The sequence below is a fragment of the Pseudobdellovibrio sp. HCB154 genome, from assembly GCF_046267985.1.
Lineage (GTDB): Bacteria > Bdellovibrionota > Bdellovibrionia > Bdellovibrionales > Bdellovibrionaceae > Pseudobdellovibrio.
On the sequence record NZ_CP176530.1, the window covers coordinates 3132725 to 3147492 of the forward strand.

Consider the following 14768-nt stretch of genomic DNA (forward strand, 5'->3'; position numbering starts at 1 on the left):
ATGAAGCACACTAAAGTGATCGAAAAACCACAGGATCTGATCGAATACCGTAAAAAGTATTCTTCGATTGGTTTTGTTCCAACGATGGGAGCACTGCACGCAGGCCATGCAAGCCTGATGAAAAAAGCTTCGAGCGAAAATGAATTAACTATCGCGAGCGTTTTCGTGAACCCGACGCAATTTAACAACGCCACAGATTTAGAAAAATATCCGAAAACTTTTGAAGCTGATTTAAAAACTTGCGGCGAAAATGGCGTAGATGTTTTATTCTTTCCACAATTTAGCGATATCTATCCAGATAACTACCGCTTTAAGTTGTCTGAAAATGAATTTTCAAAACTTCTTTGCGGCGCTCACCGCCCGGGCCACTTTGATGGCGTATTAACAGTGGTTCTTAAGTTATTACAAATCACCGGCTGTCATCGTGCATACTTCGGCATGAAAGATTACCAACAGTACAAATTAATTTCCGATATGGCTAAAGCGCTATTTTTACCGACAGAAATTATCGGACTTCCAACCGTGCGCGAAGCTTCAGGCTTAGCCATGAGTTCACGCAATATGCGTTTAAGTGCTGAAGGTAAAGATAAAGCAAAATTGATCTACGCGACAATTACGCAAAAAACTTCACCTGATAAAGCCCGCGAAATTCTAACAGCTAACGGCTTTGTCGTAGATTATTTAGAAGATATCGCTGATCGCAGATATGTGGCAGCGACTCTGGAAGGGATTAGGTTAATCGACAATGTTGAAATCTAATACAAGTCCTAAATTATTATTTATTCTGACGGGCTCAATCGCTTTGTACAAAGTGATGAACGTTCTTAGTCATTTTAAAAAGCAAAACTACCAACTTGAAGTGGTTGCGACTGAATCAGCTTTAAAGTTTATTGGTGTTTCAACCATCGAAGGCTTAACGGGCAAAAAAGTTCACTCTGATCTATACGCCAATGGTTCAAACATGGATCATATCAATCTAGTTCGCTGGGCTGATGCAATAGTGGTGGCCCCTGCTACAGCTAACTATTTAAATAAATTAGCCTCAGGTTTAGCTGACGATTTAGCTTCAACTTTATTTTTAGCGCATGATTTTTCTAAGCCTTGGGCTGTGTTTCCGGCAATGAATACAAAAATGTATCAACACCCATCGACGCAAAAATCAATTGCTACTTTAAAATCATGGGGCGTTGATATTTTAGATTCAGCTTCAGGTGTTTTAGCCTGCGGTGAAATTGGCGTTGGTCGCCTACTAGAACCAGATCAAATGATCACGGCGATTGAAAATCTAAAAATGCCAACAGTAACTTCAAAACCAGCTCCTACAACGCCAGCAAAAGCTAAGAAAATTTTAATTTCTGCTGGTGGCACACAAGAAGCTATTGATGACGTGCGCGTAATTAGTAACAAAAGCACTGGCAAAACAGCTGCAGCTCTAGCCGATCAATTTATTGCTAATGGGTTTACTGTTACTTACTTAGCGGCTGAAAACGCGAAACTTCCGACATTTGAATGTGAAGTTGTGAAATTCACAGACTTTCAATCTTTAGAAAATAAATTACGCGATCTACTTCCAAAAGATTATTCAACGTTTATTCACGCAGCTGCGGTCAGTGATTATTCAGTGGTGCCAAGCGAAGGTAAAATTAATTCTGACAGCGAAGAAGTAACATTAAAATTAAAACGCAATCCTAAATTAATTGAGTTAGTTAAAAAACTAAATCCTTCAATCAAACTGGTCGGTTTTAAGTTAACTTCAACTACTGATGAAAAACTTGTGAATGACAAAGTCACAAAACTTTTCGAACAAGCTAAATGCGATCTGGTTGTTCACAATGATTGGTCTACGGTTAAATCAGATAAGCATCTTTTTAACTTGATTAATAAAAACCAAACGACGAATAAAAATTTAACTCTTGATGATTTATCACAAGAGCTTATCGGTTATGTCACGCAAACGGAGTCTTTATGATCTTATCTTTAGATGTTGGTAACACACAAATTTACGGCGGAGTTTTCGACGGCGAAAAAATGCTGATCTCTTTCCGTAGAAACTCAAAAACCGGTTCCTCTTCTGATGAAGTAGGCGTGTTTTTACGTATGGTGATCAGAGAAAACGGTTTAGACCCGCAACAAATCAAAAAAATCGTTTTATGCTCGGTTGTTCCTGAAGTGATTTATTCATTAAGAGGCGCTTGTCAAAAATATTTCGGTATTAACCCGTTCATCTTACAAGCTGGTGTAAAAACGGGTTTAAAAATTAAATACCGCAACCCGCTTGAAGTAGGTGCTGACCGTATTGCCAATGCTGTAGCAGCGACACAAATGCATCCGCAGAAAAATTTAATTATCGTCGATCTTGGAACAGCAACTACATTCGATGCTGTAACTGCTGAACGTGATTATTTAGGTGGGTCAATTATCGCTGGCTTAAGATTAAGCATGGAATCGTTAGAGGCTAAAACAGCTAAACTTCCTTCAGTTGAAATCGTTTCTCGTAACGAAGCTTTAGGCCAATCAACGGTAGAAAGCTTGCAATCGGGTCTGTATTACGGCCATTTAGGCGCTATGAAAGAGATTATTACTAAGATCAGCGCTGAATGCTTTAATGGCGAAAAGCCTTTTGTCATCGGCACTGGTGGCTTTTCATCATTATTTGAAAAAGAAAAAATATTTGATCTCATTGCCCCGGATTTAGTATTAAAAGGCAACTTGATCGCGTTAGAAAAGAACACGTAAAAGGAATTTGAACTTATGAAAATCGATATGATGTATACAAAAATTCACCGCGCAACAGTAACTGGTGCAGATTTAATGTACGAAGGTTCAGTTTCAATTGATACGGCATTATTAAAAGAAGCAAAAATGTTTCTGAATCAAAAAGTAGATATCGTTAACTGCAACAACGGCGCTCGTTTTAGCACTTACATTATCGCCGGCAAAAAAGGCGAGATCTGCTTAAACGGAGCTGCGGCCCGCTTAGTTCAAAAAGGCGATAAAGTGATTATTATCTCTTACGCTTCAATTGATATTGAAGATGCTGCGAAACACGAACCAAATGTTGTGTTTGTAGATGATAAGAACAAAGTCGTTGAAAAGAAAAAACAAGAAAAGCGTGCTACAAAATCAAAGTACTAATTTCAGCTTCACATTTCACAAATAAAAAAAGCCTACTTCATCAGTAGGCTTTTTTTATTCGATGCATATCAAAAAGGGAACTGTTACCTTACACGAACCGGTTGCAGATACATTCCGCCAGACTTGATGTAGATGTTCCAAGTCTTTTGCATTGATTTGATTTCAGTGCGTAGTAATTCCATTTCAAAATTTAACTGCGCAATTTTTTCTTCGTAATTTTTTTGGCAGCTTAATTTGTATTCTGCTTTCATTTGGTCAAACTTAACTTGAGCCGCAACGATTTTAGCAGAAAGTGGTTCTAAAGTTTCTTTGTAGAACTGTGAATTATGAAAATTCAAAGATTCTGTTTCTAACTTAGCTCTTAAAATTTCAGAAAACTGAACTGTCTTTAATTTTTTAGCCAAACCCATCACTGAAGCTAATTGAATAGACCATTTAGTTGGATCCCAGTGATACCATTTAATTCCATTACGGTAGTCGAATTGGAATTTGTGGTGAAAGTTATGGTAACCTTCACCGTGAGTTAAGAAAGCCATGATAATAGAATCTTTAGCTGTAAGATCTTTTGAGTATGGCGTGTTTCCTAATGTGTGCGCTAACGAGTTGATAAAGAACGTCGATTGCTGAGTTAAGAAAATTCTAATACCACCAGCGATCACTAAACCTAAAAACGCATTACCTAACATAGCACCAACAAGTAACGGCATTAAGTAACCAACACCAATCGCCCAGAATAAGTAGTAATCGTGTTGAAGTTTAACTAATTTATTTTTTTCTAAATCCGGAGCATGAATCGGAAGACTTACTGAATCATGTAACATCATCCAACCCATGTGCGCGTAGAAAAAACCTTTGTTGATTGAATACGGATCTTTATCAGTGTCTTCAAAACGGTGGTGAATACGGTGATCACTTGACCATTTTAAGCATGAACCTTGGAAAGCCCCGGCGCCGATTAAAAGTAAAATCGCTTCTAAGATCGGATGAGCTTCATAAGACTTATGTGAATACAAACGGTGGTAACCCATTGTGATACTTAAGTTTGTCGCAATCGCGAAAACTAAACCGAACACTGTGATCCAACCGATGTGTCCTACTGTGTAGCTGTTTGAGAAAACAAGATATAATACTAACATTACAATCGAGATGATCGGGTTTAGCACCAAGAATAATGTCACCGACCAGCAGATTTTTTTAAGATTTTGTGTCATAGGTCTAATGCTACCCGTTTTTCCACAGATAGTTTAGTGAAATTATCTTTAAGATTTGTTGAGGTTTACAAACCTAATTTGATTTTTCTGGAGCCTCGACTCTAAAGAACTCGATGGCGTCTATAGCCGCTTTAGGCTTGTAGAAGCGGTAATTTTCATTCCACTGAACGTCTTGCCAACCAAGGAGTTGAAACTCACGCTGCGTAACGTCCCGATTCTGGACCAACTCGAAGAAATTCTTAATATGCTGAAGATCATCCAAGCGCTGCTGCAAAGAAGGCAAATGAAACTGGATGAAAGCTAATTGAGATTCAGTTTTGGTAAATTCCTGAGCACCATATTTAAAAAGCATATCAAAAGCGTAAGGTTTAGAACTGTCGCAGCCTTTAATCATCAAAAGCTTTTCTGAACTAGCTGCAAACTGGGCGATTTCGATCTCTTTTAAAATCGGACAAGCAAAAAACACATGCTGACGGATCTTTACTTGATCAAAGATTTTTAACGACAAACTACTGCGCGACGGTAAAATCCAAATCTGATCTTGGTCTTTTACGGCGATTTGTAAGTTTAAGTTTTGTTTTGAGGCCAGCTCTAACGATTTAAACATTTCTGATGAAGTGTCTAAATGCTCCGGAAACTCGATCAACACGTCGAAATAGGCCTCTGCAAAGGAATCCGAGACCCCGCGACTTTGTAAGTACTGGTTTAAACGCGCAATAAATCGGCGCTGTGGAAACGAAGCCTCTTGTTTAAGACTAAACTGATCAGCAAAAACTTTTAAAATGCTTAAACCTTCTTTTAAAGAATTATCCTGATCCAGCAAGGCTTGAATCGCCGTTTCAGAATCAACTGAACGCTGAGCCACAAGCTTTGGAATATCTTGTAAGAAGTTATTTTGTTCTTTGTAATTTAAAGAATTAAAAGCCTCGATAACACTTGAAGTTAACAACGGACGAAGACTCATCGTTAAAAGCTCACGACGGTTATGCCCTACCTGATCTAACCCCGCACAACGTTCAAAGTCTTCTGAACTTCTCCATGGAGATTCACAGTACACATCTAAATTCTTTAAAACCTGCGGCCAGCGCGCTAATCCCAGCTCTGGGTAAAGTTCTGTGACTGGGTCTTGGCGATCTAAACGACCAAAAGTGGCGTAATAAATTAAGTCAGCTAAAGACTGGTCAAAAAGTTTAACCTGTTCATCTTGGGTATCTGATTGTAACCACAGACGAATGACCGCGTGTTCTAAATGGCCGTTAGCCAATAACAAACTTTTACCGATACGAATTTGATTTTTTTCGATCTGATAAGCCAGTGGGTTATTTTCATCAATCGTCACTTGCGCTTTGGTTGTCATCGGTTGGATTTTTTCTAAAACCAGGGCTAATTGATTTAAACGACCTTCGATCGTTTCAGTGTACTCACTGACTTTTTGCGAAAACTCTGCCGAACGACGTTCAGAGCAGGCGTAAACTGTGGCTTTTCTGTTAAGAGTGATTACGTCTAACTTTTCGACGAGCGTGGAATCGATACAGGGATGATCTTTACTCAGCTGCAATAGCGCCATAAAAGATAAGTAAAATCCAATAGTTAGAATAACGTACAACATCCGCTTCATAGTCAGTTGTTAAAAGCAAATCAAAGACCAATCAAACCATACCCCCTATTTTTCCCGTCACTAAAGCTCGCCTTATTTACCACTTTGTCATAGGATAGAAAAATTAATGAGAACAAAGAGCTATAAGTACACTTACAATCAGTGGTCCGAGCCTTTTGATCCAACTTTGGATTCAGAAAGCACTGCGGTTTTTGTTTTCTTCGAATCAACTTTAGTCGTTGATGAACAAATCAAAAAAATTAAAGACACTTTTCCAAAAAGTAAAATTCTAGGCTCATCAACTTCAGGCGAAATTCAAAACGCTGAAATAAATGATAACTCGATCATTTGTATGGTGATTAAGTTTGATCATACACGCTTAAAATTAGTTTCGACACCAGTTAACTTTGAAACCTCACTGCAAGCCGGCAAAAACTTAGCAGAAGCACTAGCTGCACCTGATCTAAAAAATATTGTTCTTTTAACTGAAGGTTTAGATGTTGATGGTTCGGAACTGATTAAAGAACTAGACCAAGCGCTGAAGAATAAAAACATTAATACATCTATCGTAGGCGGTATGGCCGGTGATGGTTCACGTTTTATTAATACATTTTTGATTAATGACACTTCTGTAAAAACCCATCAGGCTGTAGCTTTGGGGCTTTACGGAGAAAAAGTGCAAATGTTTTCAGGTACAGGAACAGGCTGGGCGCCGTTTGGTCCACTTCGTTACGTGACCAAAGCTGAGCGTAACACCGTTTTTGAAATTGATGGTGTACCCGCTTTAAAACTTTATAAAGAATACTTAAAAGAAGATGCACAAAATCTTCCAGTCTCGGGCGTTTTATTTCCGCTCGGTATCTCTTGGGGCGAAAACGAAAATATAGTTCGCTCTGTCGCACGAATTGATGAATCCAATAACGCTTTAATTTTTGCCAGTAAAATTCCAGAAAAAACGCAAGTGCAACTGATGCACAGTAACGTGATGAAACTCATCGGTGCCGCTGAAGACGCATTAAAGGACTGTTCTTTGAATTTTACCAACGGACAATCAACCGCCGCCTTAATTATCAGTTGCATTGGGCGCCGTATGATCATGGGTCAAAAGACCGAAGATGAGATTAGTATAATTAAAGAGCTTTTACCTAATCATGCCGAAATCTGTGGGTTTTATTCGTATGGCGAATATTCTCCGACAGCTAGCAAACGCAATGAATTACATAACCAGACAATGACTTTGATTGTTTTTCAAGAGGGGTCTTAAGTGAACTCAAAAATGCTGCAGCGACAATTGAAAAAGCTTAACTTCAGTGCGGATACACCTCCCGCAAATGCGCAGCAGTGGCAAGATTTTCTAAAATTAATCGATATCACTTATACCGAATATGAAAATCACCTTTACCGTTCACATAATACCTTAAACGTGGCTACTGACGAACTTCAGCGCCTGTACACTGAACTTGAAGCTAAATCGACTCAGCAAATTCAGTCTCTAGATTCAAAATTACAAAATATCATGACAACAGCCCCATGTATTATCATGTGGATTGATAATCAGGGTATTATCGAAGGCTGTAACTCGTACTTTCGCCAGCTTATGAAAATTCATGAACCTTTAGAAGGTCGAAAAATTTCTTTTGCTGATTTGAGCCTTCAGCACATGCAAGATAAATCGCGTGAATTTATCCGTTCCACACAAAACCAGATAAGTTTTATTACCCAAATCAAAGATCTGTATTTTAAAATCATGCTGAACAAGATTCCAGGGCAAAATAAGATCTCTATTCTTGGTTTTGACGTTACTGAAGATATTAATAAGCAAAACACAATCAATCAGATTCAGGCAAAAGCTGTACAGACTTCAAAGCTTGCCGTACTGGGTGAATTAGCGGCCGGTGTAGCCCATGAAATTAATAATCCTTTAATGATTTTAACTTCGGTGGCCTTCGTTGTGCAAAAACACCTTGAGCAAAATAAATACGATCTACTTCCCGAAAAACTAGAAAAAATCCAAAGCACGATCACGCGTATCAGCCGTATCGTAAACGGGTTACGCACTTATGCCCGTGACGGCGAAGATGATCCAATGATGCCAACAAATATCGCCGATGTGATTTTAGAATCGCTTGAATTATGTATTGAAAGTATCCGTTATCAAAATATCGATATTACTTTTGAAAACATGTTGGCTGAACCAGCTTATATTAACTGCCGTGACACACAAATTTCACAAGTGATTTTAAATTTAATCAGCAATGCAAAAGATGCCGTTTTATCTTTAAAAGAAAAATGGATTCGCGTTATCTTAACTAAAGATAACCATAAAGTGATTTTAAAAGTGGTTGATTCGGGAAGTGGTATCTCTTTAGATATTCGCGATCAGATCTTTCAACCGTTCTTTACAACTAAAGATGTAAAAAGCGGAACAGGTCTTGGTTTAAGTATTTCGACCGAAATTATTAAAGTGCATCAGGGCCAACTGTTTGTTGACCACACATTGCCGAACACATGTTTTACCGTTGAATTGCCGCTCGTGCCTTCTTAGGCTTAGCTGATTAAACTTTCACAGTTAGACTTTGAGTCTGCCGACTTTACCCACGCGTGATGAAAGCGCGTGATTCATCTGTGGCTCTAACCAGCGATTGATTTCGCACAGTTTATCGATATCTAAACCGGTAATTACATCCATACCGTTAAACATATACACCACATCTTCAGTGGCTACATTGCCTGTAGCACCTTTAGCGTACGGGCAACCACCAAGACCACCGATACTTGAATCAAACACGCGTACACCGACTTTATAAGCTTCTAGAATATTGGCTAAAGCCTGGCCGCGCGTATCATGAAAGTGTCCTGCAAGTTTTGCGATCGGAACAACTTTTTTTAATTTTTTAAATAAGGAATCAACTTGGTTAACTGTAGCTACGCCAATCGTGTCGCCGATTGAAATTTCGTAACAGCCCATTTTATAAAGGCGTTTAGCCAGCTCAACCACTTTTTTCTCAGGAACATCGCCTTCAAACGGGCAACCAAAACACACCGATAAATACCCGCGCACTTTGATTTTATTTTTCTTAGCGATTTTCATGATTGGTTCAAAACGCTGAAAGCTTTCTTCAATGCTGCAGTTAATATTTTTTTGCGAAAATGTTTCTGAGCTTGAAGCAAAGATAGCGATTTCTTTAATTCCCGTCTCCATGGCGCCCTTAAGACCGATTTCATTCGGAACAAGTACGCTTGAGTGGAATTTCTTTTGATCAGGATATTTTTTTAACACTAAGTCAGTTAATTCTTTTGAAACAGCCATCTGTGGCACCCACTTAGGTGAAACAAACGCGCCCACTTCAAAAGTTTTTGTACCCGCAGCAATTAGTTTTTCTAAAAGTTCAAAACGTTGCTGTGTAGTTAGAACAGTGGATTCGTTTTGTAATCCATCTCGTAAACCTACCTCAACAATTTTTACTTTTCCTTTTGCCACGTTTAACTCTCTTTTATGAACTGACTATTGCTTTACTAATTTAACAAGAACTGCGCCAACTTGCACTTGGTCATTCACCTTGGCAGAAACACCTTCTACTGTTGTTTCTAAATCAGATTTTAGTGTGTATTCCATTTTCATGGCTTCCATAACTAATAGAGCCTGACCCACTGTGACGCTATCGCCTTCTTTAACAAACACTTTGGTAATTTTACCCGGCATCGGGGCAACAATCACATCTGGTGACGCCGTATTTGATTTTTTACGACGCTGACCTTCAGACGATAAATCAATAATATCATAAGACCATGTTTGATCGCCGGATTTGATCCAAAGAGTTTGACCAACTTTTTCAACTTGAACGTTATCGATCAATTTCATTAGATACCTCTCCAGTGACTTAACCATGGCGAATTTGTTTGGCCAGGAGTTAATGCATTTAATGAACCGGCATCAGCGCCGGCACCACTTGCGATAAATTTTTTGTAGATGTCTTGGCTTAATTTTTTACGCTCGTCTTCGTTATGAGTCGCTTTTAAACCTTCAGCAAAGTTCTTTTCGATAAAACGAGTTGTCATCGTTCCATCAACAAATTCAGGGTGCGATAAAATTTCAATTAAATACGGAATATTCGTGTGAACACCAAACACTGTCGCGTCTTTTAAAACACGAATCATTTTTTCAATCGCACGTGGGCGAGATTCATCCCATACAATCGCTTTAGCAATCATCGGATCGTAGTAAGAAGTGATTGTATCACCTTTTTCAAAACCGAACTCATAACGACGGCGTGGGCCTTCTGGCCAGTGAACTGTTCCAAGTAAGCCTGTTGAAGGAACGCCACCCATATAAGAGTTTTCAGCGTAGATACGGCATTCAATCGAATGACCGCGTGGAATTCTAACTTCGTTATCATTCCATACGAATTGATTTTGCGCTGTTAAGATCTGCATCTTAACTAAATCAACACCAAGAACTTCTTCTGTGACCGGATGTTCTACTTGTAAACGCGTGTTTACTTCTAAAAGATAGAATTTGCCGTCTTGTAATAAAAATTCAACAGTACCTGCGCCTTTGTACTTTCCTAAAGTACCAAGCGTTACAGCCACTTCACCCATTTTGCGACGTAGCTCTTCAGTTAATGAAGGCGATGTGGCTTCTTCGATAATTTTTTGGTGACGACGTTGCACTGAACATTCGCGGTCAAAGAGGTGCATCACTTTTCCAGTGCTATCACCGAAAATTTGAAATTCGATATGTTTGGCGCGATCTAAATATTTTTCTAAGAAAACAACTTCTGAACCGAAAGCAGATTTAGCTTCACGTTGTGCTGATTCAATTTGTTCAGCCGCTTCAGACATTTGTTTAATTAACTTCATACCGCGGCCACCACCACCGGCAGCAGCTTTTACGATCACAGGTAAACCGATCGCTTCAACTTCTTTCATTAAAGTATTTAAAGTTTGATCTTCACCTTCATAACCAGGAACTAGCGGTAAACCTGCTTTTTTAGCTAAGGCTTTACAGCTTACTTTATCACCAAGGGTGCGAATCGCATCCGCAGAAGGACCGATAAATGTTAAACCGGCCTGCTCACACTGTTGAGCGAAGTGTGCGTTTTCAGACAGGAATCCAAAACCTGGGTGAACCGCTTGGGCTCCCATGGCTAAAGCGCCCTGGATATTAGCTTCGATATTTAAATAACTTTCGGCTGTCGGTGCTGGACCGATACAAACCTTATGAGTGGCCATACGGTAAGCACGTGAATTCACATCCGCTTCGGAATGTAAAAGCACAGTTTCTAAGCCAAGCTCTTCGCAGGCTTTAATGATTCGAACGGCAACTTCTCCACGATTGGCAATGGCGACACGAGTGAATTTAGACATAAAAAAGGTATAATATCGTTTTATTCTTTTGTACAATGGTACGTATGAAAATCGGGCTATATTTAGATCAAGTTGCTATGCATATATTGAACAGAGGCATATTCGTCAGCTGTGAGCCCGTGGATCGCATAGAATCTGCTCAGCCGGGTCTTGTGGATGAGCGTTTAAGCGAAGTCGGCATGACTTATCTTGTGTGTGATACCGAAAAAGAGATCCAAGGCAAAGCCAAGCTAGTTGATGCTTTCATCACCACTTACGGTGAACCTGATCCAATTATGCTTGAACATATGGGTTTTAAAGACAAACCTGACAAATTCAAAACAGAATATGCAGGCCTTTTTAAACACCAATTCCCTGAAGACGCCCTGGTTGACGAGACCGAACTGTTTGTCTGTATTTACGAACCTGTAAAAGATAGCTAAATCCTTTTTTACTCGCCCTCAAATTGCATCATATTTATCCAAGTCCCAAATCTCAGGACAGATCGAATATATCTGGTTTAACCTGCTTGCAGGTTTCCACATATCGGCACTGTCTATGGATTTGACACCTAAACTTGGAGATTAGTTACAGTGAATCAAGGTGCTATCAAAAGTTTAATAAATGCAGGGTTGAAACTATTCATTTTAGTTTTAATTCTTTCATCATTCTTTTCTTGCGCTAAAAATTCAGACGGACAGGTTAAGGCCGAAGGCGGTGTCGACGTTGGAAATATGAGTTCTGTTGTTGTGTCAATTCCTCAAACAAAAGTAGTTATCACTGTTTCAGGAAATTGGAATTACTCGATCGAGGGTAATACATTGAAAATTACAAACTCTAATTCTTCTAGCATTTTAGCAAATCGCTCTGAACTAACTCAATTGACGTCTCCGAACCAAGTCGGTTTGGAAAAATATCTTGAGTCTGTTCATACCGATAGAGATTATAAACCGATCGAATTCAATGGAATGAAGGGTGTTATAGCAGAATTCACGGATACTGCTGGAAATCCTCAGTCAGATATTTACCTTATTTCGGAACTTAAAGATTTTGTTCACATTGTTGGTCACTTTAATAAAGATGATGATAGTGCAAGCGACGGTAACAAAATAATTTCAACGGTACGAATTAGGTACAAAGGCACTAAAATTCAAAATACTGCGCCTAAAACAGTTGAGCTGAAAAACTACCGCAAACTGAAAAAGGAAATCGACGATTCAGATATCAAAGATAAACCTTGGACAGGCTATTCTGTACTTGATGAATGTGAAACGGATTATAAAGCTGAGTCTAATCTTTCTAATGGCTGCCAAGGCGTTAAATTAAATTTAGCTTTTTGGGCTTCGGATGACGGATTCATACCAGATCTGTTTCTTGGCGGTGAAGGTCGAATAATCGAATTAGGATCTGCAGATCAAATCCCTTTCGATTCAATTTTCATCGACGGCGAATTTTTAGTTTCACCCGAAATGAAGACCCCAGTTTCTGACATCTATTCAGTATTTACACCGCAAGAACGACACACCGAAATTCAAGGTGTAGTGCCAAAGGCCAATCACGTATACCTAATCAGGACGGTAAATTGGCCTTATGAAGATTTGATTACAAAGATTAAAATTAATTCGATCGAAATGGGTAGATCACTAAATTTTACTTATCAAAAACTTGCTTCTGTAAATACTGATATTTTACAAGCACAAGTTGACCTAATCAATAAAAACTCTCTTGAAAACGAAATGCCGATCTCCGAAGGTGAAGTTACTTTGTTCAACTTTGCCGTATGGAAGAATAAGTCATTTGCTAGCTTTAATTTCAAATACTCATCAAGCGGTAACAGATACATAACAAACAACAGCTGGGATTTTGCATTGAGCAATAGCTGCTCTAAAAATTACGCCGCCAAACCGATTTTAACTACAAATGATGGTTTAGGTGGAGTGTATTCTTTAACAATTAGCCCAATTGTAAGCAAAGTGTTTTCATTCGGAACCAAGCCGCTTCACGAAATTACTAAATCTGATTTTCCAAATGCAAGCATCTCAGATGATAAATGTGGTTCAACTGTGAAAATAGGTGACACATACGGCATTTATAAAATTTTTCAGGATGAAGCAACTTATGGAGCCGTTCAAGTTATTGATATGGCCAAAGATGGAAGCTGGGCAAGGCTGAAGTTTCGCAGAATTTATGTTGGCAAACCTGAGATAAATTTAAACTCTAACTTAAAAAAACAATAACAACAAAAGGTGGTATTTTATGAAATCTCTAACTTTAATCGCACTAATTGCAATGTCTGCTTCTTTTGCTCAGGCTGAATGCGAGCAGGCAGCTCAAGTAACCGCAAAAGTAATTCGCGCAGAACCTATATCTATGACTGAGTGTCGTCTACGTGTAAGCGTTATCAGATGGCAACCAAGCATGATGTGCGGCTTAGATCGTGGAGAAATTGACAATGAAGGTATCGAAATCGGAATGGTTAACGGCCACGATTGCGAATACACAGCAGAAATGAAGACAAGACTTGAAAATGGAACCATCTTAATCAGAAACAAAGCTGGTGTAATTGTTTTCGACTAACTTTTACTGACACTGTTCCCATTGTAAGTGGTAAGAAACGCTGTTCTTATCACTTACTTGGCCATCGATACTATCTAGCGTAATCATCGCTTGTTCGCCTGTGGCATTGCTGGAAACCGCGATGCTTACATCAACTTCTAAGTTATATGTTCCACCACAAGTTTTAAGAATCGGATTTAATAACGGGTTTAATGGTTTACCTAAAGTACCGCCCAATGGCGATTTGATATTTAATAACGGTTTACTTTCAATCACTGCGCTCATGAAAAAATCTTCAGCCACAGGGCCTTCGAAAGTTTGTTGGCTTTTTACACGCGTCCCTAAGGCTTTTAATCCTTGATGGCGAATTTGGTGAATAGCTAAAAGTCTTGCGCGCGCTTTTGCTGGTAACGCGTGAAAACCGCGGTAATCCATTTGCGCAACCGCCATACGAAAACCTTTTGGCGCTTCAATAGGAATAATTAAACGACAAGTTTTTTCAGTCGTTTGCTTAGTCGCCTGCTGGCCAGCTTCAGTTGTGAAATTATCAAACACGATCGAAACCGCACGGTTATCGCCCGACATTGCTACTGATGCTGTTCCCTGCGGGCAGCCCGAACCTTGGTAGTTAGGTTTTTGCATAATTACTTTTGACGGAGCCGGTTTATCTTTAGCGGGCTTTTGTTTTTTCTTACGGTTATCAAAAAACGGACGGTCTTCTTCTTCCTGTGCGGTCGGCTGAGACTTTTGGGGTTGGCCTTTACCTGGCAAAAGGGCACCAAGTACTGCCTGTGAAGATAGGCTATAAGTCAAAATAAAGGTCATTACAGCTAAAGTGGTTTTAGAATTAAGCATTGGTCCCCCGTATGTCTATGTCATAGCAAGGGCTTGGCCAGACATTACGGCACCAGTGTTGCAAAATT

The 14768-nt window shown here is 39.2% G+C and carries 15 protein-coding genes; 9 read left to right on the forward strand and 6 right to left on the reverse strand.

The genetic code is table 11. The annotated features are described in order from the left end of the window. From panC to panD, 4 genes are read left to right on the forward strand one after another with little or no spacing between them, the layout of a single operon-like run. Positions 1-759: a pantoate--beta-alanine ligase gene (gene panC, locus ACKWCF_RS14880; protein WP_409478396.1), complete on the forward strand. Its 759-nt coding sequence runs from the start codon at positions 1-3 to the stop codon at positions 757-759. After that, complete coding sequence (coaBC, locus tag ACKWCF_RS14885; protein WP_409478397.1) at positions 746-1969, forward strand: bifunctional phosphopantothenoylcysteine decarboxylase/phosphopantothenate--cysteine ligase CoaBC; 1224 nt, start codon at positions 746-748, stop codon at positions 1967-1969. The genes panC and coaBC overlap by 14 nt, the downstream gene beginning before the upstream one ends. Next, positions 1966-2736 (forward strand): type III pantothenate kinase, encoded by a 771-nt coding sequence (locus ACKWCF_RS14890; protein ID WP_409478398.1) that lies wholly within the window; start codon positions 1966-1968, stop codon positions 2734-2736. The genes coaBC and ACKWCF_RS14890 overlap by 4 nt, the downstream gene beginning before the upstream one ends. 15 nt (positions 2737-2751) lie before the next feature. Then, on the forward strand, positions 2752-3135 hold the full coding sequence (gene panD, locus ACKWCF_RS14895) for an aspartate 1-decarboxylase (protein ID WP_409478399.1): 384 nt from the start codon (positions 2752-2754) through the stop codon (positions 3133-3135). A gap of 83 nt (positions 3136-3218) precedes the next feature. On the opposite strand, the gene ACKWCF_RS14900 is transcribed toward panD, so the two are convergent. After that, positions 3219-4346 carry an acyl-CoA desaturase gene (locus tag ACKWCF_RS14900; protein ID WP_409478400.1) on the reverse strand — a complete coding sequence of 376 codons (1128 nt, stop codon included), beginning with the start codon at positions 4344-4346 and terminating at the stop codon, positions 3219-3221. Between the two features lie 73 nt (positions 4347-4419). Next, positions 4420-5964 (reverse strand): hypothetical protein, encoded by a 1545-nt coding sequence (locus ACKWCF_RS14905; RefSeq protein ID WP_409478401.1) that lies wholly within the window; start codon positions 5962-5964, stop codon positions 4420-4422. 106 nt (positions 5965-6070) lie between these two features. Here ACKWCF_RS14905 and ACKWCF_RS14910 point away from each other — a divergent pair, with 106 nt between their 5' ends. Then, positions 6071-7207, forward strand: coding sequence for an FIST signal transduction protein (locus ACKWCF_RS14910; RefSeq protein ID WP_409478402.1), 1137 nt, complete (start codon positions 6071-6073; stop codon positions 7205-7207). Beyond that, positions 7208-8488, forward strand: coding sequence for a sensor histidine kinase (locus tag ACKWCF_RS14915; protein ID WP_409478403.1), 1281 nt, complete (start codon positions 7208-7210; stop codon positions 8486-8488). Between the two features lie 24 nt (positions 8489-8512). On the opposite strand, the gene ACKWCF_RS14920 is transcribed toward ACKWCF_RS14915, so the two are convergent. Genes ACKWCF_RS14920 through ACKWCF_RS14930 form a run of 3 tightly spaced genes read right to left on the reverse strand, consistent with a single transcriptional unit; the run spans position 8513 to position 11310 of the window. After that, the gene (locus ACKWCF_RS14920; RefSeq protein ID WP_409478404.1) at positions 8513-9424 is read right to left on the reverse strand and encodes a hydroxymethylglutaryl-CoA lyase; all 912 of its coding nucleotides are present in this window, start codon (positions 9422-9424) and stop codon (positions 8513-8515) included. 24 nt (positions 9425-9448) lie between these two features. Further along, positions 9449-9805, reverse strand: a complete 357-nt coding sequence (locus ACKWCF_RS14925) for a biotin/lipoyl-containing protein (RefSeq protein ID WP_409478405.1) — start codon at positions 9803-9805, stop codon at positions 9449-9451. After that, a complete protein-coding gene (locus ACKWCF_RS14930; protein ID WP_409478406.1) occupies positions 9805-11310 on the reverse strand; it encodes a biotin carboxylase N-terminal domain-containing protein in 1506 nt (501 codons plus the stop codon). The genes ACKWCF_RS14925 and ACKWCF_RS14930 overlap by 1 nt, the downstream gene beginning before the upstream one ends. Before the next feature lie 44 nt (positions 11311-11354). Between ACKWCF_RS14930 and ACKWCF_RS14935 the strand changes: the two genes are divergently transcribed. The 3 genes from ACKWCF_RS14935 to ACKWCF_RS14945 all read left to right on the forward strand — a co-directional run bounded on the left by ACKWCF_RS14935 (position 11355) and on the right by ACKWCF_RS14945 (position 13866). Then, the gene (locus tag ACKWCF_RS14935; RefSeq protein WP_409478407.1) at positions 11355-11732 is read left to right on the forward strand and encodes a hypothetical protein; all 378 of its coding nucleotides are present in this window, start codon (positions 11355-11357) and stop codon (positions 11730-11732) included. 150 nt (positions 11733-11882) lie between these two features. Next, positions 11883-13526 (forward strand): hypothetical protein, encoded by a 1644-nt coding sequence (locus ACKWCF_RS14940; RefSeq protein ID WP_409478408.1) that lies wholly within the window; start codon positions 11883-11885, stop codon positions 13524-13526. A 19-nt stretch (positions 13527-13545) separates the two neighbouring features. After that, entirely contained in the window at positions 13546-13866 is a 321-nt protein-coding gene (locus ACKWCF_RS14945) for a hypothetical protein (protein WP_409478409.1), read from the forward strand. Positions 13867-13869: 3 nt separating this feature from the next. Here the strand turns inward: ACKWCF_RS14945 and ACKWCF_RS14950 are convergent, their stop codons facing one another. Continuing rightward, positions 13870-14700 carry a DUF4360 domain-containing protein gene (locus tag ACKWCF_RS14950; protein WP_409478410.1) on the reverse strand — a complete coding sequence of 277 codons (831 nt, stop codon included), beginning with the start codon at positions 14698-14700 and terminating at the stop codon, positions 13870-13872. Positions 14701-14768 lie beyond the last annotated feature (68 nt).